The 24,737-nt window shown below is 68.8% G+C and carries 20 protein-coding genes and 1 tRNA gene; 3 read left to right on the plus strand and 18 right to left on the minus strand.

What is annotated here, in order from left to right; all coding sequences use genetic code 11:
* Window positions 1–35: 35 nt before the first annotated feature.
* Entirely contained in the window at window positions 36–1,616 is a 1,581-nt protein-coding gene (locus J4H86_RS09950) for an OmpA family protein (protein WP_236543225.1), read from the minus strand.
* Window positions 1,617–1,784: 168 nt separating this feature from the next.
* On the opposite strand from J4H86_RS09950, the gene J4H86_RS09955 reads away from it, so the two are divergent.
* Window positions 1,785–2,450 carry a TetR/AcrR family transcriptional regulator gene (locus J4H86_RS09955; protein ID WP_236543226.1) on the plus strand — a complete coding sequence of 222 codons (666 nt, stop codon included), beginning with the start codon at window positions 1,785–1,787 and terminating at the stop codon, window positions 2,448–2,450.
* A 178-nt stretch (window positions 2,451–2,628) separates the two neighbouring features.
* On the opposite strand, the gene J4H86_RS09960 is transcribed toward J4H86_RS09955, so the two are convergent.
* The 5 genes from J4H86_RS09960 to J4H86_RS09980 all read right to left on the minus strand — a co-directional run bounded on the left by J4H86_RS09960 (window position 2,629) and on the right by J4H86_RS09980 (window position 5,862).
* Window positions 2,629–2,704: transfer RNA gene (locus tag J4H86_RS09960), tRNA-Lys, on the minus strand.
* Window positions 2,705–2,809: 105 nt separating this feature from the next.
* The gene (locus J4H86_RS09965) at window positions 2,810–2,998 is read right to left on the minus strand and encodes a hypothetical protein (protein WP_236543227.1); all 189 of its coding nucleotides are present in this window, start codon (window positions 2,996–2,998) and stop codon (window positions 2,810–2,812) included.
* A 43-nt stretch (window positions 2,999–3,041) separates the two neighbouring features.
* Window positions 3,042–4,541: a sodium:solute symporter family protein gene (locus J4H86_RS09970; protein WP_236543228.1), complete on the minus strand. Its 1,500-nt coding sequence runs from the start codon at window positions 4,539–4,541 to the stop codon at window positions 3,042–3,044.
* A complete protein-coding gene (locus tag J4H86_RS09975; RefSeq protein WP_236543229.1) occupies window positions 4,534–4,782 on the minus strand; it encodes a hypothetical protein in 249 nt (82 codons plus the stop codon). The genes J4H86_RS09970 and J4H86_RS09975 overlap by 8 nt, the downstream gene beginning before the upstream one ends.
* A 126-nt stretch (window positions 4,783–4,908) precedes the next feature.
* On the minus strand, window positions 4,909–5,862 hold the full coding sequence (locus J4H86_RS09980) for an N-acetylglucosamine kinase (protein WP_236543230.1): 954 nt from the start codon (window positions 5,860–5,862) through the stop codon (window positions 4,909–4,911).
* 154 nt (window positions 5,863–6,016) lie between these two features.
* Here J4H86_RS09980 and J4H86_RS09985 point away from each other — a divergent pair, with 154 nt between their 5' ends.
* Both J4H86_RS09985 and J4H86_RS09990 read left to right on the plus strand, forming a co-directional pair.
* Complete coding sequence (locus J4H86_RS09985) at window positions 6,017–6,982, plus strand: MurR/RpiR family transcriptional regulator (RefSeq protein ID WP_236543231.1); 966 nt, start codon at window positions 6,017–6,019, stop codon at window positions 6,980–6,982.
* Window positions 6,975–7,925 carry an N-acetylmuramic acid 6-phosphate etherase gene (locus J4H86_RS09990; RefSeq protein WP_236543232.1) on the plus strand — a complete coding sequence of 317 codons (951 nt, stop codon included), beginning with the start codon at window positions 6,975–6,977 and terminating at the stop codon, window positions 7,923–7,925. Before J4H86_RS09985 ends, J4H86_RS09990 begins: the two co-directional genes overlap by 8 nt.
* Window positions 7,926–8,201: 276 nt before the next feature.
* On the opposite strand, the gene J4H86_RS09995 is transcribed toward J4H86_RS09990, so the two are convergent.
* The 12 genes from J4H86_RS09995 to J4H86_RS10050 all read right to left on the minus strand — a co-directional run bounded on the left by J4H86_RS09995 (window position 8,202) and on the right by J4H86_RS10050 (window position 24,722).
* On the minus strand, window positions 8,202–9,500 hold the full coding sequence (locus tag J4H86_RS09995) for a hypothetical protein (RefSeq protein WP_236543233.1): 1,299 nt from the start codon (window positions 9,498–9,500) through the stop codon (window positions 8,202–8,204).
* 161 nt (window positions 9,501–9,661) lie between these two features.
* Entirely contained in the window at window positions 9,662–10,303 is a 642-nt protein-coding gene (locus J4H86_RS10000; RefSeq protein WP_236543234.1) for an LCCL domain-containing protein, read from the minus strand.
* Between the two features lie 45 nt (window positions 10,304–10,348).
* Window positions 10,349–10,942, minus strand: coding sequence for a DUF1707 SHOCT-like domain-containing protein (locus tag J4H86_RS10005; protein ID WP_236543235.1), 594 nt, complete (start codon window positions 10,940–10,942; stop codon window positions 10,349–10,351).
* Window positions 10,943–11,607: 665 nt separating this feature from the next.
* Complete coding sequence (locus J4H86_RS10010) at window positions 11,608–13,452, minus strand: AAA family ATPase (RefSeq protein ID WP_236543236.1); 1,845 nt, start codon at window positions 13,450–13,452, stop codon at window positions 11,608–11,610.
* 232 nt (window positions 13,453–13,684) lie between these two features.
* Entirely contained in the window at window positions 13,685–14,806 is a 1,122-nt protein-coding gene (locus J4H86_RS10015; RefSeq protein ID WP_236543237.1) for an adenosine deaminase, read from the minus strand.
* Between the two features lie 358 nt (window positions 14,807–15,164).
* Window positions 15,165–16,745, minus strand: coding sequence for a TROVE domain-containing protein (locus tag J4H86_RS10020; RefSeq protein ID WP_236543238.1), 1,581 nt, complete (start codon window positions 16,743–16,745; stop codon window positions 15,165–15,167).
* A gap of 796 nt (window positions 16,746–17,541) precedes the next feature.
* Window positions 17,542–19,311: a phosphonate ABC transporter, permease protein PhnE gene (phnE, locus tag J4H86_RS10025; protein ID WP_236543239.1), complete on the minus strand. Its 1,770-nt coding sequence runs from the start codon at window positions 19,309–19,311 to the stop codon at window positions 17,542–17,544.
* Window positions 19,312–19,313: 2 nt separating this feature from the next.
* Window positions 19,314–20,111, minus strand: a complete 798-nt coding sequence (gene phnC, locus J4H86_RS10030) for a phosphonate ABC transporter ATP-binding protein (RefSeq protein WP_236543240.1) — start codon at window positions 20,109–20,111, stop codon at window positions 19,314–19,316.
* A gap of 95 nt (window positions 20,112–20,206) precedes the next feature.
* Window positions 20,207–21,178, minus strand: a complete 972-nt coding sequence (locus tag J4H86_RS10035) for a phosphate/phosphite/phosphonate ABC transporter substrate-binding protein (protein WP_236543241.1) — start codon at window positions 21,176–21,178, stop codon at window positions 20,207–20,209.
* A gap of 227 nt (window positions 21,179–21,405) precedes the next feature.
* Window positions 21,406–22,194 (minus strand): ion transporter, encoded by a 789-nt coding sequence (locus J4H86_RS10040; RefSeq protein WP_236543242.1) that lies wholly within the window; start codon window positions 22,192–22,194, stop codon window positions 21,406–21,408.
* A gap of 186 nt (window positions 22,195–22,380) precedes the next feature.
* Complete coding sequence (gene pdxA, locus J4H86_RS10045; protein WP_236543243.1) at window positions 22,381–23,409, minus strand: 4-hydroxythreonine-4-phosphate dehydrogenase PdxA; 1,029 nt, start codon at window positions 23,407–23,409, stop codon at window positions 22,381–22,383.
* Complete coding sequence (locus J4H86_RS10050; RefSeq protein WP_236543244.1) at window positions 23,406–24,722, minus strand: four-carbon acid sugar kinase family protein; 1,317 nt, start codon at window positions 24,720–24,722, stop codon at window positions 23,406–23,408. Before J4H86_RS10050 ends, pdxA begins: the two co-directional genes overlap by 4 nt.
* Window positions 24,723–24,737 lie beyond the last annotated feature (15 nt).

Here is a 24,737-nt window from a genome sequence, read left to right on the forward strand (position 1 = left end):
ACGCTGCGGTTTCGCTGGCTTCTCGATCCCCCTGACTACCGCTGGATCCGCACGTCCCGAGCGTCCCCGATGTCCGCGAAGGAGATGTCGACGGTGGTGCTGCCGGGTGTGATGGGCAGGAACGCGTAGTAGTTGTGGGTCCGTTCGGGTCGGATGATCAACGCGCTGAGGTCGCTTCCGGACGCGGAGGTGCACAGACAGGAGGGAGAGAAGTCGTCCCCGTCGAGGGACTCCACCCGGAGGGGGTGTGCCGTGGCGTCGCCGTCCACGAGACTCACGGCGTGCGCGGAGTGGACGCGAAAGTCCATCCACGACTGCCCCATGTCCAGTCCCACCCCGATGTTCTCGTCCTCCGGATTGGTGACCTGGTACGTCAACAGCGCGGTCGAGTCGGTCACCGCGCGCAGGTCGGTGAGGGCCACGTCGGCTTGGAGTTCGGGGTTGTCGGGGTCGCCCGCGGGTCCCGTGAAACTCACGTCCTCGGGGGCCGTGCCCTCGCTCCGCTCGGGCTCCTCCCCCGTGACGCGTTGGTCCACGGACGCGTCCTTGGGCACGCTGATCGTCACTCGACGGTTGAGTGCGCGGCCCTCCTCGCTGTCGTTGCTGGCGATCGGGTCGTCCGCGCCGTAGCCCTCCGTGGTGTAGTCGACGTCCGCGTCGACCGACTCCTCGAGGCCGTCCCGCACAGCGTCGGCCCGGTCCTGGGACAGGGGGTCGTTGATGGCGTCGTCGCCGGTGCTGTCCGCGTGGCCCTCGACCGTGACCTCAGCGGCCTCGGCGTCCTCGATCTGGCCCGCCACGTCCTCGATCAACGCGTCCGCTTCGCCGGTCAGCTCTGACTCCTCGACGTCGAAGAGCACGTCGGTGGAGAGGTTGATGTTCGTGGCCTCACTGTCCTCGATCACCGTCTCCTCTTCGGAGGTCACCACCGACTCCAATTCCGCGGGCTGCGGCTCGGCCTGGGGGGCGTCCGCGGGCGCCGCATAGTCCAGCCCGTCCGGCGCCCCCTCCTGAACCGGGACGTCGACGAACGGCGGTGCCACCCTAGTGACGACGGTTAGCTCCTCCACGTCCTCCGGAGGCGCCTGGAGGACGGCGTACCCCTCCCAGGTATCGCGCTCGCTCCCCGCCGAGCCGAGAGTGCTTGCGTCCCCGGTGTCACTGCACAGGCAGGACCCCTCATCATCGACGAAGGGCTTGTGCAGCACACGCCCCCCGGGATCCAGCCACGCGACTCCCGTGAGCACTTCCCCCGCTGCCTGTTGATACTCGTCGTTCAGGAGGGTGTAGAGGGGCTCCATGTTCGCCGGCAGCGACGCGTCGCCCTCGTTGACCAGGGACATCTGGGCGACCATGTGGTCGTCGTCCACCCGGTGCAGGCTGATGTCGGCTCGGGCTTCGGGCAGCGTCCACAGGTTGGTCTCCTGGGACTCGGGGTCTTCCGGTCGTGCACCGGAGTCCCCCTGCTCACCGTCTTCCCGCTCTTGGGGCTCGCTCCCCGACTCCGGTGCCTCCCCCTGACCTGACGCGCAGGCGCTGACGAACAGTAGGACCGCGATCCCCGCCACACGAACACAGTGAGCGGTCGGACTCACCGCAGCGTAGAGCCAGCGCATTCCCGTTCCCTCGATCGTGGTTACCCACTCTGGGTCAAGCTCGCCGCGAGTCTCGCACTCACCCTCACCCTCGTCAACTCCTTTCGGGCAACACCGAATTGATTCGAGGAGGATCGGATCGTATCGGCGGCGTGGATGGACCCTTCAGCGACGGCTACCCTTGCGGCCATGAGTGTGCCGACCCGAGGAGAGACCGCCCAACGCAGGCGGGAGAGCGCGGATTCCACCTCCAGCCAGCGTCTGGTTCGACGGGAGCAGATTCACTCGGCGTTGCTGGCCATCATCGAGACCACGGGCAAGTCCCTTGGTGAGATCCAGCTCAGCGAGATCGCCGCTGGCGCCGGCCCGACGGGCATCAGCCCCGCGAGCGTCTACACCTACTACGCCTCAAAGGAAGACATCCTGCGGGACGCGGTGGAAGCACGGGTCACAGCGTCGCTGGCCGACTTCGACGCGCGCTTTCGCCGCACTGAGAGTTTCGGCGAGTACATCAGTCGGATCGTCGACCGTGTGATGGCGATGTGGAACGACAACGCCGCACTCCTCCGCTCCGCCGCTGGACTCGCCGCCAGCAGCCCGGAACACCAACGCTGGTGGCAGACCTTGTTCAGCCCGTGGGTCACTGAGATCCGCGTGGCGGTCGAGGAGGCACGAACCGCCGGGGAAGTCCCCACTGTGCCCGGCGATCTCGAAATGATGGTCACCGTCTCCGCATGGGCGGTCGCGTCGAGCTGCCAGCAGCTCGTGACCACCCCCGAGCTGGCCGAGCGACAGGACCTCGTCCGGGAGACACTCACCCTCACCTGCCGCCGCACACTCGGGGACCCGTGTTGAGCACGGGCGTCGGCCGAGGCGTCACGACTGTTCGCGGTGACTTCCCCGCGGGAGTCCACGGCCGATAAGCGCACCATCCCCGTGTCCGGCCCGATCCGAGTCTGACTCACTCGGACGCACGACGAAGGCCCTGAGTTGGATCGCTCCTACTCAGGGCCTTCGGTTGGCGTCTGTGCCGTGGTGCACCATCAGGGACTCGAACCCCAAACCCACTGATTAAGAGTCAGTTGCTCTGCCAATTGAGCTAATGGTGCTGGTGTGGTGGTGGGCGGGCCTGTCCGCTCACCGGCGAGTTAACTCTAGCAGCGCCGGGGAGTGCTCGCGAACTGGATTTGCAGTGAGGACTCCCACCACCGGGGTTACATCATCGCGAACACGGCGATGATGATGACGGCCACGAGCGCGACCGCGGCGATGATCCCCAGGACGATGGGGAGCACCGGGCGGTGCGGGGTCGGCTCCTCTTCTGGGTTCTCGCTGACGAAACGTTGGAACTTTCCGGTGGTCGCGGCGGGATCGATGTCGCCGTCACCGTTCTGCTGTGCCATGTGATCACCCTAGCGATTCCTGTGTCACGCGCGAACCGGCCGATCACAAACTCTTCTCCCTGTTGGCGTCGGTGGTGGGGTGCGGCTTGTCCGGCCCGAACAGGGCGGATCCCACGACGGCGATCAGGGTGTTGAGCGCCAGCCCGACGACTCCGGCGTGGATCCCGAAGAGGGTCCCGGCACCGGCCAGCGCCATGCCGCCGGACAGGACGGCGCCGGCGAGCATCCCGACGAACACCGGGATCCGGGCCATGCGCTTCCAGTAAAGACCGATGATGAACGCCGGGGCGATCTGGATCAGCAGCTCGAACTTGAGGACGAAGATGTTCACGAGCAGCGTCGGTGGGTTCCAGGCGAGCACGAGCAGTCCCGCGACGGCGAGGAGCCCGGCGACCTTGCCGACCAACAGCGCCCGCTTCTCGCTCGCCCCGGGGTTGATGTGGCGCTGGTAGAGGTCGCTGGAGACGATCGAGGAGAAGCTCAGCAGCACGGAGTCCGCGGTGGACACGATCGCCGCGATGATCCCGCCGAAGAGGAGGATCATCATGACGTAGTAGAAGGGTCCGAGGGCGGCGACGTCGTTGGCGATCCGGCCGACCAGCTCCTCGGACTCACCGTCGGACAGTCCGGGATAGAGCTGAATTCCGATGATTCCAACGACGAAGATGACCGCCGTGGTGACAAGCGGCATCCAGGCGATCCACGCGAACGATCGACGAAGGGTGCGGGTGCTCTCCGCGGCGTAGATGCGCTGAATGGCGTGCGGATACACCGCCGCCCCGATCCCCACCAGCACCAGCATCGACAGCCACGACACCGACCCCTCGAGGGAGGGGACGGCCGCCTTGTCGGGTTCTTCGGTGACGACGTGGGTGAAGGCGTCGCCCAGGTCGCCGCCGATGAGGACCAGTCCCCCGATGACCAGTACGGCGACACCCACCAGCAGGGCGACACCCTGCATGACGTCGGTGAACGCGACCGCACGCATTCCGCCCATCCACGAATAGGCCACCATCACGAAGACGAAGCCCAGCATGGCGACCTGGTAGGGGACGGTTCCGCCGGTGAGGCCCGCGATTCCGTGCCCCATCGCGACCAACTGCTCCAGCATGAAGTTGCCCAACCCCCACAGCATCAGGAGCGCGGCGAGGACGGAGATCGGCGCGTAGTCGAAACGGTGGCGCAGCCAGTCCGTGGGTGTGAGGAACCGTTCGCGGCGCGCGATGCGCTGGAGCCTCGGCGCGAAGAGCAGGTAGCCACCGATGATCACGGTCATGAACATGACCGACTGCCACCACTCGAACCCGAGCCGGTAGGCGGACGGAGCGTAGCCGACGATGTTGTTGCCGCTGTACTGGGTGGCGTACAAGGTGAAGAACAGGACGATGATGCCCAGGTGTCGGCCGGCGAGATAGTAGCTCTGCATGCTGTCCCGCACACCGACGCGGGTCCGGCTCACCCACCATCCGATGCCGAGCATGGCGGCGCCGTAGGCCACCAGCACGATGACGCCGGGCGGACCGGCGAAGGTCAGGTCATTCATCGGTGTCCTCCTCGTCGGCGTCGGGCCACTGGGTCGCGCACAACCAACTGAGATAGCCGCACAGGGCGACCGAACCGGCGAGAGTGGTCCAGGCCCAGAGCGGAAGCCCGAGCACGACGGGTTCCAGGGTTCCCGCGGGCCAGTACCAGGGGACGGACACGAGAAGGATCAGCACGAGGACGACCCACAGCCACGGCCGACGGATCGGCTCGGCTGGAGGGGCCTTGGGGTGAGGGGACACGGCACTCCTACATACGGACAAGACGCAGATATCGCACAGGGGTCCGTATGTTAGACGTCATCTCAACAGATGGATACACCGGCCTACGGGTAGGGCCGGAGGGATCGGGGGACGGAGGACCCGGCATCACCCGAGGGCGACCTCGGGAAGCGCCAACAGCGCGGCGTGACTATGGGCCGGCGCGCCGTGGGAGCGCAGCGCGATCCCGGCCGCGCCGAGCGCGCCGTCTCCCGCGAACACCGGCTTCCGACCGAGGCGGCGCCGCAGGCGTCGGACCACGAGCGACCCGACAGGGCCACTGTTGAGCACGGAGCCCGAGAGCACGACGGTCTCCTCCGGGCCCGGACGCAGCGCGGTCACGTTGTCGACGAGCCGCTCCGCGGCGGACGCGGTCACCCGGCAGGCGACGGCGTCACCCGCGTCGGCCGCGGCACCGACTGTCGGCGCCAGCAGACCAAGTTCGGCGGGCGGCCGGGAGTAGACCGCGGCGCGCAGGTCCTGGGGACGGTGCGGGTCCACTCCGAGCTCGAGCGGCAGCAAACGTCGCAACACCGTGTCCGCGCCGCGATCGTCCCAGGCGGCGAGCACCGCGCGAAGTCCGGCCAGCGCGATCCACACGGCCGACCCCTCGTCACCGAGAAGCCATCCGTTTCCGTCACAGCGTCGCACCACGGTGTCGTCCTGGATTCGCGCGGCGACGGCGCCGGTCCCGGAGATGAGGACGAGCCCGCCGCGTCGCTCGGTGCCGGCGGCGAAGGCGACGGAGATGTCGTCGCGCACGGTGGGAAGCCCGGGCAGTCCGAGGCCCCGCCATACGCCGTACACCATGTCCGCGGCGTGTGGGGCGCTGGCGACGCCGGCCATCCCGACGACCCCCCGCCGGATCCGGTCAGCCTGGACCGAGGCGATCGCGCCGCCGATCGCGTCCCGGAGCGCGTTCTCTGGGTAGAGACTGGAGTGTGGATTGGCTCCCGCTCCCCTCCCCCGGCCGCGGACCAGGCCGTCCTCGTCAGCCACAACGCAGGTGGTGCTGGTCCCACCAGCATCGACACCGAGTACGAGTTCTCCCACCGGCACCATTGGTTCCTCCCCTGGACCAAACACGCGTTGATTATTCGGAGTTGGATCACAAAACGTCCGCACGTTACTACGCTGAGCGTCCACCGAGTGCACGTATAGCTCCGATAACGAAAAGTATTGACGAACTCAAAGCCGACGAAGGAAAATTTCATACATGGCAACAATTGATCCCTCTCCCGACGACACAACGCCCGACACTTCCGCCCCGACACGTGCCGCTCCCAGCACGGTAGTGCGGATCCGGGCGCTCATCCCCTCCCTAGCGCCAGCGGAACGTCGGGTGGCCCGGGCGGTGGTGGACAATCCGGACCACGTCACGACGTGCTCGATTACCCAGCTCGCGAAGGAATGCGGAACGTCCGAGGCGACCATCATTCGCTTCTGTCGCACAATCGACTTCTCCGGGTACCGTGACCTGCGAATCACGCTCGCCACGGAGTCGGGACAGGCGCGGAGCGCCGGGCAGGAGCATCGGGACATCGGTGGTGACATCAACCCCGACGACACTCTGCTCACCGTGGTCGAGAAGATCGCCTACACCGACGCCCGCGCCGTCGAGGAGACCGGCGCGCAGCTCGACATCGAGGAGCTCCGCCGCGTCATCCTCGCCCTGTCCGGTGCGCGACGCATCGACATCTACGGAGTGGGCGCGAGCGCCTTCGTCGCCGCCGACTTCCAGCAGAAACTGCACCGCATCGGAGTGACGTCCTTCGCCTGGTCCGACTCCCACACCATGCGCACGAGCGCCGCGGTGCTGGAGGACACCGACATGGCGATCGGGGTTTCCCACAGCGGTGCCACCACTGACACCATCGCCGCCCTCGCCCAGGCCCGGGCCCGGGGGGCGACCACCGTGGCCATCACCAACTTCCCGAGATCCGCCATCACCGAGACCGCGGACCACTGCCTGACCACCGCGGCTCGGGAGACGACGTTCCGATCAGGAGCCACCGCCAGCAGGCTCGCGCAGCTCACCGTGGTGGACTGCGTTTTCGTCGGACTCGCGCAATTGCGCTACAGCGACAGCCGCGCAGCCCTGGAGTCCACCTTCGAGGCCGTGAAGGGGTTGCGCATCGACCGTGGTGAACAGCAACGTCGAGCCCGGAGCCGCGATGACTGAGTCAGTGCCCGTCATGCACGCCCCCACGGAAGAACGCAACCACGACACCCACGACATCGACCTCCTGCCCAGCCTCGGCATCCTCCAACACATCAACACCGCCGACGCCACGGTGCCCAACGCGGTCGCCCTGGTTCTGCCGCAGCTCGCGCGGGTGGTCGACGCGGCCGTGGAGCGGGTACGCCACGGTGGTCGCGTCCACTACTTCGGCGCCGGGACGTCCGGTCGGCTCGCCGCTCTGGACGCGGCCGAGGTTCCGCCCACCTTCGGTGTGCCTCCTGACCTGTTCGTGGCTCACCACGCGGGCGGCCCCCGGGCCCTCTCCCAGTCCGTCAAGGAGGCGGAGGACGACGATCGGCTCGGCGCGTCCGACGCCGCCTGTGTCCACGCGCAGGACGTCGCGATCGGCGTCACCGCGAGTGGCACCACCCGCTACGTCGGGGGCGCGTTACGGGAGTGCCGCAGGGTGGGCGCCGTGACCGCCCTCATCAGCGCCAACCCGGGGTCCCCACTGGCCCACCAGGTCGACGTCCATGTCGGCGTGGACACCGGAGCGGAGGTGATCGCGGGGTCCACCCGCATGAAAGCCGGAACGGCGCAGAAGCTACTGCTCAACGCGTTCTCCACCGCGACACTCGTCCGGTTGGGCTGCACCTTCTCCAACCTGATGGTGGGTGTCGACGCCGGAAACGCCAAACTTCGTGGCCGCATGGTGGGACTCCTCGCCCAGGCCACCGGCTACACCGAGGACACCTGCGCCGAGACCCTGGCCGAGACCGGCGGCAACACCAGGGTCGCCCTGGTGAGTATGCTCGCCGGCGTACCGGTCGAGTCGGCGGTCATCGCCCTGCGCGACGCCGGTGGTTCCGTACGTGGAGCCCTGGAGAGCCTGGGCACCGGCCCGACCACTCCGACCCACGTCCCGGACGCGACGTACCCCTAGTCCTCCACGGTCCGGCACTCCGCTCCCCCGTCGTCACGGACCCATCACGCATGCCCCGGTCGTCGGCAACGGTGCGCCGACTTCACGACAACCCACCGACCGCACGGGGGACGGGCCGACACGACTCCCCCACGACTCTCGTCCGCTCCACACCACTCACCCGAACGGCCACTGCCACGGCACGACAACACGTGACGCGGAGCACACCGCGGTGGGCGGGTGCTCCCGCCCACCAGCGCGGGGCCGGCGCCCCACACGGTTCATGGGAACCGGCGACTACTCGCCCGATCCCCCGTCGCGGACCCAGCCTTCCGACCCGTCCGAACCGAACAAAGGCACGTACGCGTCCCGCTCGGCGGGCAGTCCCCACGCCGCCGCGAGCTCGCTGACCTGGCTGTGTTCCCACGCCTGGGGTGACAGAGTGGCGACGGCGGCCAGGGCCTGTCGCCCGTGCGCGTCGACGGAGTCCGGGGCGACGTCACCGGAGGCCTGGGACCGTGGGCCGAGGGCGAACTCCAGGGCGTCGGTCACCAGGAGGGTCGCGTCGACCTCCGCGTCCCACACCGCGCACAACGTGCCGAACGCGTCCGCCTTCGCGCCCCTTGCCCGCTCGCCCAGCAGCCCCGCCGTCAGCATCAGGTGGGTGTGGTCGTCGACGTCGGCGTAGGGCGAGGGGAAGATCTCGTCCAGGTCCGGCGCGGCCAGGTGCGGCAACAGGACCTCTGTGGTGTGTTCGGGAACCTTGGTACCGAACACGTGCACCTGGCCGACGGCCGCCGCGATGCTCGTGGCGTCATCGGCGTCGAAGACCTTGGACTCGAGGAGTTCCAGGGCGCGGGCGTCACTCTCGTCGCTGAGCACGCCGATCGCGAACAGCGCGGAGGGGAGATCCTCGTCGGGAATGTCGCTGAGTCGCTCATAGGCGCGCAGGAGGGGAACGAGCCGGCTGGCCTCCTCCGGGAAGAGCGAGAACAGGTTCGCGGCCTCCTGGGGGACGTACTCGCGGTTGCGCAGCACGGGATCGTGCACGAGGCGCATGAGGCGCGGTATCCGCTCACGGATGGCGTCGTGGGTGGCGAGCTCCGCGGCGACGAGGGCGCCGCCGCCGGTCGTGAGCGCCTTCAGTTGGGTGGTGTGCCGGCGATGCCGCTGTTCGGTGGGCGCCTCGGCGATCCACGTCCGGTAGCGGTCCGTGGCCTCGTCCACTGTGTGTCCGGAGACCCACGCCACCTCGTCGCGCCAGAGCTGGACGTCGCGCGGACGGGGGATCGCGTCGCCGGGGCGGCCGGCGGCGAACTCGTGCAGCAGGGCGAGCACGTCGTAGGGGCGGACCGTCGCCGCGTCGGTCGCGATACGAACCAGGTAACTGACCACACCGGGTGCGGCCACATGCCCCGGAGCGGGATAGTTCAGGAGCTCCGCGAGGGCATAGCTGGCCTCCAGCGGGTCCTCGCTGTGGTGAAGTTCCGCGAGGAGTTCGGGAACCTGCTCTCCTCCGTCGCCCACCCGGCCGCGCCAGTCAATGTCGCCCACACCGCTCAGTGGGCCGTCACCCGAGTCACTCAGCATGCTCATGACCCTATAGTCTCGCCGCGCGTCCTCGGCGCCCCGCGGTTGACCTCCGCGCCGGGCTTCGTCGACCGGATTCGGACGTCCGTGGTGGGCGCCGCCGTCCCGTGACCGTGTACGCGGCCCGCGACGGTGGTGCGCCGTCCCGCGAACCCGAGGAAGGCGGCTCAGTCCGCGATCCAGCCTCCGCCGGCGACGAACCGGTAACTGCCACTCCAGCTTCCCCAGGAGGAGGACTCGACACCATTGCTCTCGGTGGACTCGTAGGAGTCCTCGCCCGGCTCGATCACGATGGTGACCGTGCCGCCGTCCTCGAAGGTGATCTCGCCGGCATGGACCGCGGCCAGACACACCGCTGAGTCGTCGGTGTAGAGCTCATCTCCCCACAGGGGACCCGCGCTGTCCTCATCGCCGTCGGCTGGGCAGTCGTAGACGAACTCGGATCCGTCCTGGCCACGGTGTTCCCGGGGGGTGGTGGACCAGTCGGCCTCCTGGATCGATCCGTCGCCTCCGTCGCCCGATTCCCCGCCCTCGTCAGCGTCCTCCTCGGCGGCGTCCCCGCCGTCCTCCGGCGCGGTCTCGGCGTCCTCTGGTGGGGGCTCCTGCTCGGAGGAGTCCCTCCGCAGGCGGTGAGTAACAGACCGCTCAGAACCGCGGTCAGCGCGATCCCCGCTTTCGCCGTGTGTGCTTCGTACCGCATCCTGCCCGTCCCTTCTGGTCGTTCCTGTCGTCGGCGGCGCACAGCGTACAGCAGTAGTGTGCGCCGAATCACGGCGGGTTACCAGGCGAGGGCGATCGTCGCAGGTCATCGGACACGAACCGGGTGGACCCGGTGCGGCCCACCGCGCGGGGGTCTACTTCCGGCGCCGGACGCGGCCGTATCTCGTGCGCAGGTACCCGCCCTTGCACTCACCCGTGATGCGCACATGGGGCATACCGTCGGCGCCGCCGACCTCGTCGAGCTTGTTGACCACGTGCCCCATCCAGGAGGTGTCGAGGTCCAGTTGGGCGGTCACGCCGGGCGGGAAGATGAGGTCGGCGGAACCCCAGGAGAGAGTCACCTCGATCTCCACCTGGGAGGACTGGAAGCTGGCCTCACGGAAGTCCAGGCGGGTCGCCCCACCTGGGTTGCTGAGGACGATCTTGTGCGGGACCACCCACTGCCCTCGGCGGATGATGTTGCCCATCTTCTCGCGGAGCTCCAGGACCTCACCACCCTGCCGGGCGAGGTGGGCCGCGCCGGCGGCGGGCGCCACCTGCCCGTCCGGCAGGTCCGCCGTGATGGGAATCAGGTCACCGTAGGTACGCGCCTGGTAAGTGCGCTCGAGACGTTCGTCCAGCTCGTCCAGCGCGATGCGCCCCTCGGCCGCGGCCTCACGGAGCCGTTCGGCGACCTGGTCGCGGTCGGAGTCGGCGGCACGCATCGAATGCGGGTCGATACTACTCACGGCTCTCCTGGCATCGGGGTGTGCGAATCAAGACTAATCCCTCCCAACCCCATCTCTCGGCAGCGGATCCGGACGTGGCTCCGCTCGTGTGGCCTTTGGGTCGAGGGCGGAGGCGGAGGACGGCCATCGCGGCGGCCGTGGGGTTCTCATTCCGCGGTGTTCGGCCCGCCGACGAGTCCGGGGGCGGTTCCCGTTCGGCCGCGCGAGCGAATCACGGTGGTCATCGGGAGGGTGAAGGACCAGTTCTGGTTGGCCGGGCTCAGGGAGGTACCACCGGGGGCTGGCGGCTCGGGCGAGCGCGTCGGCACGCGGCAGGCACCGATCTGACACAACGGCTGATGAGCGCACTCCGACCGGCGCCGCGAAGGGTGGAGACCTCCGCGTCAGCGCCCGGCGCGACCTTCCCCACCGATTCCTCGACTGAGTCTTCAATCGCCGCCAGCGCGGCTGCGCCCCCTCCCCCCGGCACGAGAACCCGCGTTCCCGAGCGCTCTCACCCCCGACCTCCCAGCGGTGGCGTGACGTCCTGGACCCACTGGACAGCGGCTGCCTTGGGCAGGTCCGGTCACGGGTCACCGGCGCGGCGGTGGGTGGGCCGGCCCAGACGCGGGCCGGCCCAGCCTTTCAGTGGTCATGAGCGGCGGAGCGCTCGGTTCAGCGTGCGATCAGTCGCGCGGGAGGAGCCGACTGGGTGTGTCCGCGTAGGAGAGGTAGAGGGAGTCCCGTGCGCTCATGGCGGCCGCGTAGAGGACGTTCCGTTCCGTGGTGTGGACCTGGGCCAGGCTCACGGGGTCGCCCCCGGTGGAGCGCAGCGCGGCGCGTGGGGGAACCAGTGTCTCCCCCAGCCCCACCAGGGCCACTCGGCGGAACTCCTGCCCCGCGAGCTGGTGCATCGTGTCCACCCGCACCGCCCCGGGATCGTCCACGGCGGTCACGGGCGCCGTACGGACGCCCGCCGCCTCCAGTTCCTTGCGCAGCCGTCGCACGATCCAGTGGTTGCGTCCGGCGACGGCGATCGCGTGGGGTTCACCGTCTCTCTCCACCCAGTGACCCACCAATCGGGTCACCGCGTCGTATTCCTCGGCCCGACCTGTCGCCTGGTGGACGGTCGGCCGCGGCCCCCGCAGAGTGGACCAGGGCGCTCTGTGCGTCGTGTTGGTCCGGATCCCGGTGGCGAACTCCTCGATCTCCTTCGTCGTTCGGTATCCGTCGCGGAGGATGCGTGCCCGGCCGCGAACGTGGATTCCCAGGGCGGCCAGTGACACCCTCGGTTCCGTCACCCGTTGCGCGGGGTCGCCGGTCAGGAACACGTCGTCGGCGCCTGGCGGCACGATCGCGCGGACGAGCCGCAGGTGAGTCGGATGGAACGCGTGGACGGCGTCCACCACCACGTGTCGGTAGCGCGGCCCAGCGCGGCGGACGGTCTCCGCGGCCCGTGCGGCGAGGTGGATCCGGCCCCAGTTGTTGTGGGCCCGCATCGCTCCGGCGTAACGCTGGATCGTACGCCACACACCACGCCGGTACTCCGGCGCCAGGTGGACGCGGCGGCCGTTACGGTCACACCGCAGATACGCCGCGGGATCGGCGATCTCCTGGGCGAGGAGGACATGCTCCCACTCGTCGACCAGGAACCGACCGGTGAACGGAACACCGTCGGCCTCGGCCATCCGTTGCCAGTCCGCCACGAGCTCCTCCCGCGTCAGCACCTGCGGGCGATGACCGATCGACTCCGCGACGACGCCCTGGGCGAGTCCGCCGATCGTCGTCACGTCGAGCCTGGCGCGGTCATCACTGTCGCCGAGCAGCTCGTCCAGGTGGTGGGACAGGGTCTGTGCCCGTGCCGCCTGCGCCGTGACCAGGAGGACACGTTCGGGAACCCCGCCCGCCGTCTCCGCCTCGGCACGGCCGCCAACCCGTCGCGCCAGGGCCCCGGCCCGGTGCAGTGGGATCGTGCCGATCCCCGTGGCCGGCGAACCGGTGACCTGGGTCGATCCAGCGAAGTTTCCGTGGGTGAGGGGACGGTGCCGCGGATGGAGGTAGGTGCGCCAGGGGCCGAACGGGGCGTTCACCACGGCGGTGAGAGCCGCCGGCGCGACGATCGGTTCGTCGTTGACCCTGGGGAGCCCGGTGCTGGGGACACGCGGAGCGGGGACCGTGCCCAGTGGCGTGGTCGGCTCGGGCTCGGGGGTGTAGGCGTGGGCGTACGCCAGGGCCTCGGCGCGTGGCCGCACCGTGACCAGGCAGTACAGGTCTTCGCTTCTCGGCACGATGACTCCGGACCAGTCGTCGTCAAGGCTCAGTACTCGTACCTCGTTCGTCCCAACGCTTGTGTCAACACCTCGGTCGGCGATGAAGTCACGCATCACCGACAGTGTCGCGAGTTGTATGTCGCGGTCCATCTGGGAGAAGTCGTCCAGAAAGCTGGGGGCTATCGCGAGCTGAGGCACAGGTTCCTCCGTAAGGCCATGGATCGCGAGGGGGAAGGAGGCCACCGCGGCCATCGCGTCCATATTGGTATTCCTACGCCTCGGCGGATTTCGGCAAACCGGCCCACACACCGGAAACCCGAGAAGGAAAACGTGCGATCAACACTCCAGGTTATCGCTGGTCATCGACGCCATTTCGCACCCTGGTTCGGTCGATTGCACCGACACCGCCCAGAAGGGGCCCTCACGGGCATGACAGCCCGCGATCCCGGGAACCGAAAGGCTGTTTTCGACCTCGCCGAATTTGGGCCGGCGGTTACCAGAGGTCCTCCCGGCGGAAGAGCGCGCCGCGAACCTGGTCGACCCGCTCCCGCGCGTATCCGGGCTTGATGACGTGGTTGATGAGGGCGAGGCGCTCGTCGTGCGGCAGGAAGGCCGACTTCATCGCGTTGACCGTGAACCAGCTCAGGTCGTCCAGGGTGTAGCCGAACGTGCGGCACAGCGCCTCGAACTCCGCCGTCATGGAGGTGTCGCTGAGCAGACGGTTCCCCGGGTTGACGGTGACGCGGAACCGCAGTCGGCGCAGCATGTCGATCGGATGCTCGGCGAGCGAGTCCACGACGCCCATGTGCACGTTCATGGTGGGGCACAGTTCCAGCGGAATGCGCTGGTCCCGAATGTAGGCGGAGAGCTGCCCGAGCTTGTCGCCGTCGGCGTCGCGAACGATGTCCTCCGCGATGCGCACACCGTGGCCGAGCCGGTGCGCCCCGCACCAGTGCACCGCCTCCGCGATCGACGCCACACCGAAGTCCTGTCCCGCGTGCAGCGTCAGGTGGAAGTTCTCCTGCCGAATCCGCTCACAGGCGGCGATGTGGCGACTCGGCCGGTCGCCGTACTCCGGGCCGGCGACGTCGAACCCGACCACACCCGCGTCCCGCTGTCGAAGCGCGAGGTCGGCGATCTCCATCGCCGCCGCGGACTCCCGCAGCGCCGTGAGGATCACCCGGGCGGTGATGTCCCCGCCCCGGAAACGCGCCTGCGCCATTCCCACCCGCAGGCCCTCGAGCACGGCCTGGGTGGCCCCCGCCAGGTCGAGGTCCTGGCGCGTGTGCTGTTCCGGGGCGAAACGGATCTCCGCGTACACCACGCCGTCCACGGCGAGGTCGAGTACGGCCTCGCGGGCGACCCGCGACAACGCCTCCTCGGTCTGGGTCAGGTCGACGACCGGCTCCTGTCGCGCGAGGTACTCCTCGATCGACGCGGTCGGCGCGGTGTCCCGGAACCACCGCGCGAGCCGGTCCGGCTCCGTCGCGGGGAGCTCCCGCTCCGCTTCCCGTGACAGCGCTGTCAGGGTCGACGGCCGCACGCCGCCGATCAGGTGGTCGTTGAGCACCACCTTCGGCAGCCGTTGGATCGTCCTCCCGGTGAGTTCAGCCATGTTCTCCTTGTCCGCGTTGTGCACGCGACGCGCGCGGCCCGATCGTCCCGCGTCGAGCCGGTGCGCCGCGCCGTGGGTAAATTGCCGAAATCATACCCCAGGGGACCAGGCACGATGCCCGCCCCCACGCGGAGACACACGCCACTTCTCGTCGGCTCGCCCCGACTCCATCTGGGAGGGGACGCTCGGTCCACGCACCACGCTGGCCCGTCCCGGCGTCCGCGACCGGTTCGCCGACGCGCGGGCCCCGGACCGGCCCGCGAACTCCCGTCGCAGCCCGGCGTGGGGGTGGGTGGGACGTACCCGCCACCCCCACGCCGGTGACCGCGGGTTCCGGCGACGGGGACCGCTGAGGGCCCTACCGCTCCTCGTCCTCCCATGGCCAGCTCGCCCGCACGCCTCGCTCGATCAGTGGGATCAGCGAGAACGCGGCGTCGTTCAGGCCGGCGAACGTGTGCCGGTTGTCGACCCCGGACGGCCCGTGCCCGGCCCGGTATCCCACGAGGTTCCACGTGTAGACCGGAACCTCGGTGGGGACCTCGGCGGTGGGCCTCGCCCCTCGAGACCGAGGGAAGGTCTGCTCGTCGGTGACGATGACCACGCGGTCGTGCCGGCGATAGTTCCTTCGCACCGCCTCGGCGGTGTTGGTGCCGCCCATGCTCTTGAACCGCTCCAGGATCCGCAGCAGGGCGTCGCCACGGTGAACCGGGACCGGCTCGTTGTTGGTGCCGAACTGCACCAAGTCGGCCTTCTTCGCCCGAAGCGCCAGCCCCGCGCCGAAGATCGCCGCGGCGTCGGCCGAGGTGAGGGTCGACCGCTGCGAGAGGCGACCGAACATCGACCCGGAGCGGTCCACCAGGATGAGCGTGCGCCCCGGCAGAGACGGAACGTTGGCCAGGGACGCCTGAAGCGCGCGCTCCAGCGACTCCGCCCACCGCAGGCTCGGCGCCGCCCGGTAGGCGGCGAGGAACCGCATCGGCATCTGCCGGGACCGCGCGACCGCCTCGGGATCCGCGAGCCCGGCCGCCACCTCCGCCGCGACCGTGTCACTGACCCCCGCCTCGTCGAAGTTGCGCAGGTTGCGCAACCGCGCCATGTAGCCCATGGACGGAATGATCCGTTCCCACGCGGTCGCGTCCAGCGGCCCCTGGATCCACCCGGCGAGCGATTCCCAGGTCATGCCGGCGTCCTGGAGCCGTCGCGGCGCGTCCTCCTTCTCGAGGAACGCCCGGCGTTCCTCCACGGGGAGGCTCTGGAGCGCCTCCCGGGCTCGCAGGGTCGCCAGCTCGGTCGGAATGGCCTGGTCCCGCCCGTGCCTCCGGTCCAACGCGTGCTGGAACAGCACCCCCTGACGTTCGTCCCGCGTGGTGGGGTGGGTCAGGTCGAGCACGTCACCGAACCGGTAGGCGTGGCTCTGGGTGTCGTACTTCAGCAGCGAGCGCTCGTCGTACAGCCGAACGACCGCGTCGGCGACTCCACGCTTGACCGGCTTGGGGATGGACCGGCCGTGGCGGCCCATCCAGTAGGCCAGGGCCTCGCCGGGCTCGTCCGCGCGCCGAAGGACGGAGGCGACGAGCTGCCGACTGTGACCGGCGGCTCCCGCGTCCAACCGGGCCTTCGTGGCCTCCAACGCTCCCACGAGCGCGGCGGAGCGCAGGTTGGCCTTCTGGCGCAACCAGGCGAGCAGCGCGCCCAGCCACTCGACGTCGGACACCGCGAGCTCGGCCACGAGAGCGCGGAACCGTTCGTCCCGTTCCCCGGCTCCCTCGTAGAAGGTGTCCTCGCCCACCATGGATGACACGGCCAGCACGAAGAGTTCCGAGCGGGTGTCGCGCAGATATCCGGGGGCGCCTTCGTGGGTCCGGGCCGTCGGGCGTGTCTCGCCGCTGACGGGGCTGGTGCCACGGGCCGTCGCGGCGCGGTTGTTGAACTTCGCCATCGCGCACCTCCTGCTGTCCGTTCGTTCGCGGCTCGAGCGGAGGCGGCGGTGTCACGTGGGGAGTACCCGAGATCGAGTCGGCGACGGAGGGCAATCGCCTACACCGCACCAATCGGCGGCGGCTGAAGTATCCGTCACCGGCGCACCGGGAAACTCCACGTGTCACACCGCGCCCCTCCCGAGATCAGGGCGACAACGGTGTCCACGTGACCGTCGTGGACCCCGAAGGATCCACGGCCGTCCCGCTAAGGATTCGAACCTTTGGGTGCCAGAAGTAACCGTTGTCTACGCACCGGGAGGCGCGTGGGAAAAACACTAGGCGTCTCTAATCGCGCCCACAACACATTTTTTCGACGACAGCCAAAGAGAATGGGACACCTAGGGGAAACGGACGTGGGTGGAGAACGGGAAAGGGACGCCCGAGATCGAGGTCGGCGACGGAATTGGTGCTCTACCTGGCTGAGCTACGTGCCCGTGGGCCCGGCGGGATTCGAACCCGCGACATCCCCATTAACAGAAGTATCCGTCACCCGCGCACCGGGCATCCCTGTATTTCCGCGTGTTTCACACCGTAGCAGCCACCCGAGTTCACGGCGAGATCGGTTCACACCCGATCGCGACGATCCGACGAATCGACGACGACCGATGTCCAGGAGTCGCACCTGGATTAACACGAAGTAACCATCTCCGCGCACCGGGAGGCGCACTACGAGAACTGTAAGCACGGCGCCTTGGCGGCACAAACGAGTTTTCCCGAAAGGGCTCCGCGGGCGGCGTGGCCGCCCGCGGAGTGGGGTCACGCCTTGGCGCCCACCGTGCGACGCAGCCACACGGCGATCAGCTCCAGCAGCATCACGACGGAGAACAGCAGGATGATGATGAAGGTCACCACACCGAACTGCAGGACGTTCGACGCGTTGAGCAGGTAGAAACCGATGCCCCCCGCGCCGACGATCCCCAGGAGGGTCGCGGAGCGGATGTTGACGTCCAACTGGTACAGCAGGTGCGCCACGAAGGACGGCATCGCCTGGGGCAGGGTCGCGGCGAAGAAGACCTGCGCGCGGGACGCACCCGTGGCGCGCAGCGCCTGCTCCGGCCCTGGGTCGACCTCCTCCACGGAGTCGGCGACGAGCTTGCCCAACAGACCACAGGCCCCGATGGCCAGCGCCAACGTACCGGCGACCGGCCCCAGTCCGATCATCACGACGAACATGATGGCCAGGATCAGTTCCGGGACACCGCGCACGAACACGATGAACATGCGGCACAACTGGCCCACCCACCGGTTCGGCGCGACGTTGCGGGCCGCGAGCACACCGATCGGAAGCGCGAGGACCGCACCCAACAGGGTCGCGGCGAACGCGATCTGCAGGGTGACCAGCAATGCTTCCAGGAGCACGCCCAGGATTCCGCCGGTCTCGGGCGGCAGGAAGCGCAGCAGGACCTCGAAGATCTCGCCACCGGTGGCGAGCATGCCCCGGAAGTCGGCGGCGACGGAGCCGATAGACGCCAGGATGATGGCGACCACCAGGGTCACGTAGCCGGTACGCACGACCCGCCGGCCGGTCCAGGGCGGTGTGGTGCGCCCCGACTTCACCGCGGCGGCCGAGCGCGCCCGGGGGTCGTTGTCGGTACGTGTCGCGGCGCTGACCTCGGCACGACCCGCCTTGATCCGTCGGATCACGAACCCACTGATGCCGGTCGGCCCGGCGTCACTGCCCGGTCCGAGCACCGCGCGGCGCACGGCCCCGGAGATGAGCTCGATCACGACGCAGAGGATCAGCACGATGAACGCCAGCGCCATACCGCGCTGGTAGTTAAGCACCCCGAGGGACTCGGAGATCGCCAGGCCGATTCCGCCGACACCCACGAAGCCCAGGACGACGGAGATCCTGAGGTTGATGTCGAGCCGGTGCATGGCGGTGGCGATGAAGGCCGGCAGGACCTGCGGCAGAAGCCCCGTCCACAGTTCCTGCGCCCGACTGGCGCCGGAGGCGCGGATGGCGGTGCGGGGGCCCTCGTCGACCTGCTCGATGGAGTCGGCGTACAGCTTGCCGATCATCCCGATGGAGTGCAGCCCCATGGCGAGGACACCGGTCGCCGCGCCGATCCCGAAGATCCGGAAGAAGATGATCGCGAACACCAGGTCCGGGATCGCGCGGGCGACGACGATCACGGCGCGGGAGCCGTAGCGGACCCCACTGTTGGGAGCGGTGTTGCCGGCGGCCCAGATGGACAGCGGGATACTGACGGCCACGGCGAACAACGTCGCGACGATCACGATGGCGAGGGTCTCGCCCACCAGCGCCAGGATCTCCGCCGGCTCCGGGAAGTCCAGCGGCAGCATGCGACTGACGAAGTTGGCGGCGTTGTCCAGACTGTCGATCAGCGTCGCGACGTTGATCCGGAGCTCGATCAGGGACCACACACCGGCGACCAGCATCGCGAGGACCGCGAGCGTGGCGACCGCTGAGTTCAGCTTGGGCCGGGCCAGGGTTCGGCGGGGCGGAGTGTCCCCAGGGCCGTCGGGGGATGCCGCGGAACGCGGCTCGGTCACGGTTGTCATGTTTACTCCGCGACCGCCACCGAGCTGACCGGCGCGCTGACCCGCTCGTAGATGGCCATGGCGTCGGCACGGTCGACGTCGGCGACCGGCGTGTCCATCACCATCTGTCCGGTGTGCAGGCCGACGATGCGGTCGCCCCAGCTCAGGGCGAGGTCCACCTGGTGCAGGCTGCACATGACGGTCAGCCGGTCCTCGATGGAGATCTCGCGGATCATGTCCATGACTTGGGCGGAGGTCTCCGGGTCGAGGGAGGCGACCGGTTCGTCCGCCAGGAGGATGTCGGGGTGCTGCATGAGGGCACGGGCCACGGCGACCCGCTGCTGCTGGCCGCCGGACAGGGTGTCGGCGCGCTGGAAGGCGCGGTCGGCGATACCGACGCGGTCGAGCTGCTCCAGTGCCTCGACCCGCACCTCTTTGGGGTAGGTGGGCAGGGTCAGCCGTGGGCCGCGCAGTCGGGCCAGCGCCCCGGAGCACACGTTCTCCAGCACGCTGAGCGGGCCCACCAGGTGGAACTGCTGGAAGATGAATCCCACGCGACGGCGCAACTGACGGAGTTGACCGGTGCGGGCGTTACCGACATCGGTGCCCAGCACGCGGACGGTTCCGCTCGTTGGGCGCTGCAGACCGTCCACGTGCCGCAGCAGCGTGGACTTCCCCGACCCCGACAGCCCCAGCAGCACGACCACCTCGCCGGAGTGGATCGTCAGGGAGATGTCGTCGAGCGCGGTGACGTCGGGTTCGAAACGCTTGGAGACGTTCTCGAACTGTACGGCGATCTCGCCGCCGGGGTCGGTGTCCACTGGTTACTCCTCTATCGCCTTACTTGTTGCCGTGATCCCAGCGGATCAGTTGCGATCCTCAGCCGCCGCTGAGCGGCTGCCACGATCCCGGCGGATCAGAACGATTCGCACTGCTCGGCTTGGGTGACCTCACACACCTCGGCCAAGTCGTCGAAGTAGTCGTCCGGGACCGGCTCGTAGGCATAGACCCGCTGGTCGCTGATCTCGCACTCGTCCTCGGACTCGCAGTATCCGTTCTCGACGAGGTAGGGGATGTTCACGTTCTCCGCGAGCGCGGTCATGATCGTTTCGTGGAGCTCCGGCTCCAGGAGGTCACTGACGACCAGCGGGGCGCTGGCGATCATCGCGGACTCCCACACGACCTTCAGGTCGCCGTCCTCGAGGTCACCCGATTCGATCAGGGTCTCGTCGACCATGCTGTCCAGCGCGAAGCCGGCGTCGCAGTCGCCGTTGGCGACGCTGATGGCCGAGGCGTCGTGGCCACCGGCCATGACCTCCTCGTAGTCGCCGTCCTCGATGCCCGCCTCGATCAGGCCGGCCTGCGGGTACATGTAGCCGGACGCGGAGTTGACGTCGACGAAGCAGAGGGTCTGGCCCTCGAAGTCCTCGATGCTGTCGATGTCGGAGTCACCCTGGGTGATGCCGTAGGCGTAGTACCCGGCGGGCTCGCCCTCCTCCTGGATCATCACACCGCCGACGGACAGCTCGACGCCATCCTGGTCGGCCATGTAGTAGGCGAAGGGGCCGTACTGCGCGAGGTGGACCTGGCCGTTGCGCTGGCCTTCGATGACCGCCGCGTAGTCGGTCGCCAGCTCGAAGGTGACCTCCTTGCCGGTCTCGTCGGCGAGCATGTCCATGACCGGCTGCCAGGTGCCCTGGAGGTCGGTGGCCTCCTCGGCGGGAACGGCGCCGAGAACGATGGTGTCCGGGTCGATCGAACCCGTGTCGGCCTCGTCTCCGTTGCCCCCTTCCGAGTCATCGGCGCTGGGGCCACACCCAGCGATGGCGAGCAGAGCGGCGGAGCTCAGCGCCAGGGCCTTGAACCCACGGCGTCGAATCTGGGGCATTGGGGGAGTCCCTTTCTGATGATGGCGCACACACGCCGAAAACGTCGCAAACCTACGCAGATCCACCATGGCGTCTCTGTGGTCTCAGGCTCGGACAACGAGGTGACACCACGGTGAACGCCTCATCCCGATACCGCAATCGCGCATGGCCGCGAATGAAGCTTGACATGAGGGAAACACCCTCGTCACTACTGGGGGGTACGAAAGATCGTCAACATCCTCCAATGTCACGATCCGCGCTGTTGACGCAGCGCAGCGTGGAGTTCGGCGATGTCCGCCCGGATGGCGGCGTTATCGTCCCGCAACGATCTGACCTCTCGCAGGATTGACTGACGAGACGCGTGCGCCTCGTCGTCTTCGTCACTCAGCGCGACGGTTTCGAACGCGTCGACGGCCACCGCGATGAACCAGTTCAACACCATGAACGTCGACAGCAGGATGAATCCGACGAAGAAGATCCACGCCAACGGCTGTTGCTCCATGATGGGTCGCGCGACCCCTGACCAACTGTCGGCCGTCATGATCTGGAACAGGGTGAACAGCGAGTCACCGAGTGTCCCGAAGTGCTCCTCGTCGACGTCCTGGAACAGCATCGTCGCCATGACGCCCGCGCCATACATGAGCATCAGGAGGAGCACGCCGATCGACGCCATCCCCGGCAAAGCCCGGAGCACGCCCGCCACCACGCGACGCAGGGAGGGAATGGCCGAAAGCAGCCACAACAGGCGGAGTACCCGCATCACCCGCAGAACCGTGAACGGCCCTTGCGGGGGGATCATGGCGACCGCCACGACCACGAGGTCGAAAACGCTCCATGGATCCCGGAAGAAGCCTCGGCCGTGGACCCACAGGCGCGTCATGATCTCCACGACGAAGACGGACAGGAACAGGTAGTTGGCCGCGCGCAGGAGGACCGCGTGGGTGTCCCGCACCCAGCCAACGGTTTCCAGGCCAAGAACGGCCGCGTTGACGAGGATCAGCGTGATGATGACGTTCTGGAACGCCCGAGATTCCACGATCCCTCGTACTCGGTCACGCAGATCCACGGGCCCCCTCTCCGACACACGCCACGTTCTCACCAGGCGGAGATCCTAACCCGACATACCGCGAACAGGAACGCGAGGCAGTAAACCGACATAACGCCGAATCCGAACCGTCATCCGGGCGATAACAGTTCTTTCTCCGATCGAGATCTTCGGTTCCTAGCCGGCGGGGTAGGCGGCCCTGATGCGGTCCGCGAAGGGGGCGAACTCGGCCCCGTGGCGGAACGCCGAACGCATCGTCTCGGGATCGGCGACGCCTTGGCCGGCGATGTCGAAGGCCGTGCCGTGGTCGACGGACGTACGCAGGATGGGCAGGCCCACCGTCACCGAGATCGTGCCGTTGAAATCGAACGTCTTGGCGGCGATGTGTCCCTGGTCGTGGTACTGCGACAACACACCGTCGTACCGGTCGTCAGCGAGGAGCTGGTGGAACACGGAGTCCGCGGGCACGGGCCCGACGACGTTCACGCCGCGGTCCCTCGCGGCGCGGACCGCCGGCTCCAGGTGCACGATCTCCTCGTCACCGAAGGCACCGTTCTCCCCGCCATGGGGGTTGATGGCGGCGACCGCCAGTCGGGGGTGGTCGTGACCGAAGACGCGGAGCGCGGTCAGGGCGGCGTCGATACTCTCGGTCTGCTGCGGGACGGACACACGGTTCAGCGCCTCGCGCAGGGACAGGTGCCGCGTGGCGAAGAAGATCTTCTTGCCACGGACCACGAACATGGTGCTCTGGTCCTTGGCCCCGGTGAGGGCGCCGAGCATCTCGGTGTGCCCGAGGTGCTCGCTACCCGCCGCCCAGATCGCCTCCTTGTTGATGGGGCCGGTCACGATCCCCGCGACGTGTCGGTCCAGGGCCGCGCGCGTGGCCACCTCGATCGCCCGCACCGCCGCCTGGCCCGCGCGTCGGTCGACCGTGCCCCAGGGCAGTTCCGTCTCGCCCAGAACCGCGATGTCGAGGCAGTCGACCACTCCTTCCCGGGCGTCCGGGAGGTCCCAGGAGTTCAGCACCCGCACCTCGGCGTCGAGGCCACATACGGCCAGGGCACGGCGCACCGTCACGGGGTCGCCGACGACCACGCCCCGCGCGGAGAGTGCCTCGGTGTTCTCCAGCAGCGTACGGACGGTGATCTCGGGGCCGATCCCCACGGGATCTCCCATGGTCAGGGCCAGGGTCGGTCGCTGTGTCACGTGTTCTCGTCCTCCCGTCGCACCTGGGCGCTGACTCGTCGGCGCCCAGCACGCACCGCCTCACGTACCGTCTCCAGGCACGCGGCCACGGTGTCGTCCTCTCCGATCAATCCACCCTTGGTCACCACGGGGGTGCCGTCCAGCACACCCCCGCTGAGGGTTCCGAACACCGCGAGCGGAACCACCTCCCCTCCCACCTCGAACGCGCGGACCTGTCCATGCTCCAGCACGGCCGCCGTGACCGAACCGCCCGTGGTGAACAACCCGCTGGGTGGCTGCCCGAGCCGGAACGCGTCCAGCGCCATTCCGGACAGGGCCGCGGGCAGGTCCTGACGGGCCGCGCGCGGCAGGTCAACGACGTCGCGACTGGTGGAGGCCGTTCGCAACACGACGACGTCGGGAAACGCGTGCCTCCGCAATTCCGCGGCGAGCGTCGCGACCACTTCTCCACGGTGCCGGGGGTCGGCGTCGAGCCGGCGCACGTCGACATCGACGAACGTCGCGTCGTCGGCCACACCGCGCCATTGACGCCGGGTCAGTGACGTCGCGCTGCCGACGATCGCCAGGATCGGCGCGACCCGCGTCTCGCCCTCGGTCAGCGCGAGGGCCCGGGCGAGAAACGCGCCGAACGGCCCCGGATCCACCGCGAGCCAGGCCGTGCCGTCTCGCCGCGACACCTCGGCGGCGGCGTCGGCCACCATCCTCAGGTGGTCTTCGGTGACCGCGTCGGCGAGGACCACGGGCTCCTCGCCCTCGGCGAGGGCCTCGACAAGTCCCGGCGCCGTGACCTGCCCAACCGGCACGTGGCGCACCGCGAGGTCGGTCTGCTCGGCGAGGATCTCGGCGACAACGCTCGTGCGCATCGGGCATTCCGGGTCGACGGCGAGCTCGGTGTCCTCCAGTCGGACACCGCCCAGGAGCTGGACCCCGTCCACCGTGACCCGCCCCGATTTGGGGTGCGCCGGGGCGAGCAGGGCCCGGACCCGAGCGGGGGCGGGGTCGGTGGTGGCGTAGGCGGAGCGCAGGGCCGCCGCCAGCTCGCTGCCGATGTTGCCCCGCAACGTGGTGTCCGTACGCTTGACGACGAGCCGTACCGGCCCCGCGGCGGCGACGGCGTCCGCCACCCGTCGCCCGGCGAGGTCGGCGGGCAGGTGCCGGCTGTCGGTGTTCACCACCAGCACGTCGTAGTCACCCGCGCACCGCGCCACGTGGTGCGCGGTGACGGTCGCGGTACGCATGCCGTCGCGCGCGAACCCCGCACCGGTCGCGTTCGCACCGGTGACGTCGTCGGCGACCACCAGCACCTGCGCCATGCTCCACCCTTCCGA

The organism is Spiractinospora alimapuensis, from assembly GCF_018437505.1.
Lineage (GTDB): Bacteria > Actinomycetota > Actinomycetes > Streptosporangiales > Streptosporangiaceae > Spiractinospora > Spiractinospora alimapuensis.

What these genes read in the sequence shown, in the direction of transcription:
- J4H86_RS09950 (WP_236543225.1), bottom strand. Translation starts at nt 1,616, where the DNA reads ATGCGCTGGCTCTACGCTGCGGTGAGTCCGACCGCTCACTGTGTTCGT.
- J4H86_RS09955 (WP_236543226.1), top strand. Translation starts at nt 1,785, where the DNA reads ATGAGTGTGCCGACCCGAGGAGAGACCGCCCAACGCAGGCGGGAGAGC.
- J4H86_RS09965 (WP_236543227.1), bottom strand. Translation starts at nt 2,998, where the DNA reads ATGGCACAGCAGAACGGTGACGGCGACATCGATCCCGCCGCGACCACC.
- J4H86_RS09970 (WP_236543228.1), bottom strand. Translation starts at nt 4,541, where the DNA reads ATGAATGACCTGACCTTCGCCGGTCCGCCCGGCGTCATCGTGCTGGTG.
- J4H86_RS09980 (WP_236543230.1), bottom strand. Translation starts at nt 5,862, where the DNA reads ATGGTGCCGGTGGGAGAACTCGTACTCGGTGTCGATGCTGGTGGGACC.
- J4H86_RS09985 (WP_236543231.1), top strand. Translation starts at nt 6,017, where the DNA reads ATGGCAACAATTGATCCCTCTCCCGACGACACAACGCCCGACACTTCC.
- J4H86_RS09990 (WP_236543232.1), top strand. Translation starts at nt 6,975, where the DNA reads ATGACTGAGTCAGTGCCCGTCATGCACGCCCCCACGGAAGAACGCAAC.
- J4H86_RS09995 (WP_236543233.1), bottom strand. Translation starts at nt 9,500, where the DNA reads ATGAGCATGCTGAGTGACTCGGGTGACGGCCCACTGAGCGGTGTGGGC.
- J4H86_RS10000 (WP_236543234.1), bottom strand. Translation starts at nt 10,303, where the DNA reads ATGACCTGCGACGATCGCCCTCGCCTGGTAACCCGCCGTGATTCGGCG.
- J4H86_RS10010 (WP_236543236.1), bottom strand. Translation starts at nt 13,452, where the DNA reads ATGGACGCGATGGCCGCGGTGGCCTCCTTCCCCCTCGCGATCCATGGC.
- J4H86_RS10015 (WP_236543237.1), bottom strand. Translation starts at nt 14,806, where the DNA reads ATGGCTGAACTCACCGGGAGGACGATCCAACGGCTGCCGAAGGTGGTG.
- J4H86_RS10020 (WP_236543238.1), bottom strand. Translation starts at nt 16,745, where the DNA reads ATGGCGAAGTTCAACAACCGCGCCGCGACGGCCCGTGGCACCAGCCCC.
- phnE (WP_236543239.1), bottom strand. Translation starts at nt 19,311, where the DNA reads ATGACAACCGTGACCGAGCCGCGTTCCGCGGCATCCCCCGACGGCCCT.
- J4H86_RS10035 (WP_236543241.1), bottom strand. Translation starts at nt 21,178, where the DNA reads ATGCCCCAGATTCGACGCCGTGGGTTCAAGGCCCTGGCGCTGAGCTCC.
- J4H86_RS10050 (WP_236543244.1), bottom strand. Translation starts at nt 24,722, where the DNA reads ATGGCGCAGGTGCTGGTGGTCGCCGACGACGTCACCGGTGCGAACGCG.